At 54.7% G+C, this 3795-nt stretch carries 2 protein-coding genes and 1 tRNA gene; all 3 read left to right on the forward strand.

Going from position 1 to position 3795, the window contains the following annotated elements; genetic code table 11:
• Nucleotides 1-138 precede the first annotated feature (138 nt).
• A tRNA-Ala gene (locus COY37_RS08850) sits at nucleotides 139-210 on the forward strand.
• Nucleotides 211-337: 127 nt separating this feature from the next.
• Nucleotides 338-2818 (forward strand): leucine--tRNA ligase, encoded by a 2481-nt coding sequence (leuS, locus tag COY37_RS08855; protein ID WP_286677515.1) that lies wholly within the window; start codon nucleotides 338-340, stop codon nucleotides 2816-2818.
• Nucleotides 2819-2958: 140 nt separating this feature from the next.
• Entirely contained in the window at nucleotides 2959-3687 is a 729-nt protein-coding gene (locus COY37_RS08860) for a helix-hairpin-helix domain-containing protein (protein ID WP_286677516.1), read from the forward strand.
• Nucleotides 3688-3795: the final 108 nt, after the last annotated feature.

The raw sequence follows: 3795 nt of genomic DNA on the forward strand, positions 1-3795 counted from the left end.
TCAGTCGCTTCGCTCCTTCAGAATGACAATCAATTGCTAATCGCTCCTTCAGAATGACATGCACAGAAAGTAGGATGTCGCGGTACTAGGCAGCGCGGGTGGTAACCGTTATAATACCAAAGAGTGAGCGGAAATAATGGGGCCATAGCTCAGCGGGAGAGCACTTGGCTGGCAGCCAAGGGGTCGAGGGTTCAAATCCCTCTGGCTCCACAAAAAGCAGTCTCTTTGATGAAGACTGCTTTTCTACTAAATAGGGTGGTACCGCGGATTTGCCTTCCGCCCCTGTACGGGGCGGAAGGTTTTTTATTAATATCAAATAAGTGATGGAGGGTTGTGCATGGCCGAGCGTTATAACCATAAAGCAATCGAAGAAAAATGGCAAAAGAGATGGGGAGAAGAGGACATCTATCGTACGGTAGAAGATCCCTCCAAACCAGAGAAATATATCCTCGAGATGTTCCCGTATCCGTCGGGTAACCTGCATATGGGTCATGTACGCAACTACTCGATAGGCGATGTTGTCGCCCGCTATAACAAAATGAACGGGTATAACGTCCTTCATCCAATCGGCTACGACGCCTTCGGCCTTCCCGCAGAGAACGCCGCGATCAAGCGCGGGATACCGCCGCAGAAGTGGACGTTCAGCAATATCGAGAGCATGCGCGAGCAGCTCAAGCAACTTGGTTTAAGCTACGATTGGAGCCGGGAAGTCGTTACGGCAAGCCCCGATTACTACAAGTGGGGCCAGTGGATGTTCCTGAAGTTTTACGAGCGCGGCCTAGCCTTCCGCAAGAAGGCGACCGTTAACTGGTGCCCGGGATGCGAGACGGTGCTCGCCAACGAGCAGGTAGTCGCCGGCGTATGCTGGCGCTGCGGCACCCCGGCGGAGCTGCGTGAGCTCGAGCAGTGGTTCTTTAAAATTACCGATTACGCCGAGCGGCTGCTTGACGACCTCGAACTTTTAGACGGCTGGCCGGAGCGCGTGCGCATCATGCAGCGCAACTGGATCGGCAAAAGCGAAGGCGCTTACGTCGATTTTCAGATAAAGGGGAGCGACCGGAAGATTACAGTTTTTACGACGAGGCCCGATACGCTGTACGGCGCGACGTTCTTCCTGCTGGCCCCCGAACATCCGATGGTCGATGAGCTGGTCAAAGGCACCGACTACGAGGCCGGGGCACGCGAGTTCAGGCATAAGGTCGCCCGCGAGACCGAGATCGACCGCACATCCGCCGAAAAGGAGAAAAACGGCTTCTTCACCGGCGTCTATGTAATAAATCCGGTAAACGGCGAGGAACTGCCCGTCTACCTGGCTGATTACGTCTTGATGGGGTACGGGACCGGCGCGGTTATGGCCGTTCCGGCGCACGACCAGCGCGATTTTGAGTTCGCCACTAAATACGGGCTGCCGATAAGGATAGTTATTCAGCCGGCGGGGGAGATGATCAATCCCACCATGATGGCCCAGGCCTTTGAGGGCGAAGGCGTTATGGTAAACTCCGGCCCGTTTGACGGCACCCCGCAAACCGAGGGCGTAAAGAACGTCACCGAGTACCTGCAAAAAAAAGGTGTCGGCGAGCCCGCGATAAACTACCGTTTGCGCGATTGGCTGATCTCTCGCCAGCGCTACTGGGGAAACCCCATACCGATGGTCTATTGCGAGAAATGCGGCCTCGTGCCGGTAAACGAAGATGACCTGCCGGTTATCCTGCCGGAAAATATCGAGATCACCGGTGTCGGCGGCTCGCCGCTCTCCCGCGATGCGGATTTCGTTAACACAACCTGTCCCAAATGCGACGGTCCGGCAAAGCGCGAAACCGACACGATGGATACCTTCATCGACTCGTCCTGGTATTTCCTGCGCTACTGCAGCCCGCATGAGGATACGCTGCCGTTTGCAAGGGATGCCGTGGACTACTGGATGCCGGTCGACCAATACATCGGCGGCATCGAGCACGCCGTGCTGCACCTGCTGTACTCGAGGTTCTTCACCAAGGTTCTTTACGATATGGGGATGGTAAGCGTCGTCGAGCCGTTTGTGAACTTGCTGACCCAGGGCATGGTTATCAAGGACGGCGCTAAGATGTCGAAATCCAAAGGCAATGTCGTCGACCCCGGCAAAATTATCGGTAAATACGGTGCGGATACCGCACGATTATTCATCCTGTTCGCCTCGCCGCCGGAAAAAGAACTCGAATGGAGCGACCGCGGTGTCGAGGGCTCGTATCGTTTCTTGAACCGCGTTTGGAGGCTGGTCGAGGACAACAAAAAGCTCGTCGCAAACACCGGCGCCGTATCATCTGATTCATTGGATGGCCTGGGCCCGGCGGAGAGAGACATGCGCTCCATAACACACCGAACCATCAAGCGCGTCTCCGATGATATCGCACGTTTCAGCTTCAACACCGCCATCAGCGCGATTATGGAGCTGGTGAACGCCCTGTATAAATATAACGAGAATGCCAATCGCAATCCGGGGGTTGTCAAGGAGGCCGTTGAAAACCTGGTGCTGATGCTAGCGCCGTTCGCGCCCCATATTACAGAGGAACTCTGGCACGAGCTCGGCAATACCGAGAGCGTTCATTTAATCGCCTGGCCGAAATATAATCCTGAACTCGCAAAATCCGAAGAGGTAACGCTGGTCGTCCAGGTAAACGGCAAAGTAAGGGATAAAATCACCGTTCCGGCCGATATCGCCGAAGACGAGATGAAGAAAACAGCGCTGGCATCCGAGCGCGTCCTCGCCCACGTCGGCGACAAAGAAGTCAAAAACATCTTCATCGTGCCGGGGAAACTGGTAAATATAGTCGTCAAGTAAGAGAAAACCATAGTTTTAGGGGACGTTTTAGGGGACGTTGTTTCCTGAGGGTCCTAAATTTCGCCTTTTTTGAATAGTGAGAATATTTTTTTTAAACAACCGGAAGGAAACAGGGCGCTTGTAATCGAATATATGCATTTATGCATAAGCATACAAGCACCGATATAAAACCTGATATCGAGCGCATACTCTTTAGCGCCAGGGAGAAGCTGGCGGAGAGCGGCATAACGCTGGATAGGCGCCAGGCGCTGGCTGTTGCCTTGCTGCTTATCGTAACCATCGGCGGAAGCCTGATGCTTTACAGGGCGTCCCAGCCAAGGCCGGTGGTCGTAGCAAAGGCCGGGGACACTACAGGGCACGCTACCGGGGCGACCGGCAAAGACAACAAGTCATCATCGAAACGATTAAAAGACGAAGCGGTGAAGGTGCTCTTCGTGCACGTGGCGGGGGCGGTTGCCCGTCCGGGGGTCTACCAGGTAAAAGAGGGAAGCCGTGTTATTGATACCCTCGGTGCTGCGGGCGGTACGCTTAAGGTATCGGATGCAAATGCACTCAATCTTGCAGCCAAAGTGTGCGACGGCCAAAAAATCTACGTGCCTAAGAAAGGTGAGGCACCACCGCCGCAGGTGGAAGAAGCGTCGGGTATGGGCTCGGGGGCACCGCCCGTGAGTGGCGCAAAGGTCAATCTCAATACCGCATCCATGGAGCAACTCGACGCACTGCCGGGTGTGGGCCCGTCCACCGCCAAGAAGATCATCGATTACCGGAACAAATCCGGCCCGTTTAAGAGGATCGATAACCTCAAGGATGTAGACGGCATCGGCGCCAAGAAATTCGACCAGCTCAAGGACTTGGTATGTGCTGATTAAGCCGCTTGTTCTTTTCGCCGTCACCTATATCCTCGGAATCGTTATCGCTGACTCGTTCCATATCACAACGCTCAGCGCGGCGTTTCTTGCAGGCACCGCATTGGCAAC

The sequence above is a fragment of the Candidatus Aquicultor secundus genome (assembly GCF_002791875.1).
Lineage (GTDB): Bacteria > Actinomycetota > Aquicultoria > Aquicultorales > Aquicultoraceae > Aquicultor_A > Aquicultor_A secundus.

Coding starts and splice junctions, on each gene's coding strand:
- COY37_RS08860 (WP_286677516.1), top strand. CDS start 2,959: ATGCATAAGCATACAAGCACCGATATAAAACCTGATATCGAGCGCATA.
- leuS (WP_286677515.1), top strand. CDS start 338: ATGGCCGAGCGTTATAACCATAAAGCAATCGAAGAAAAATGGCAAAAG.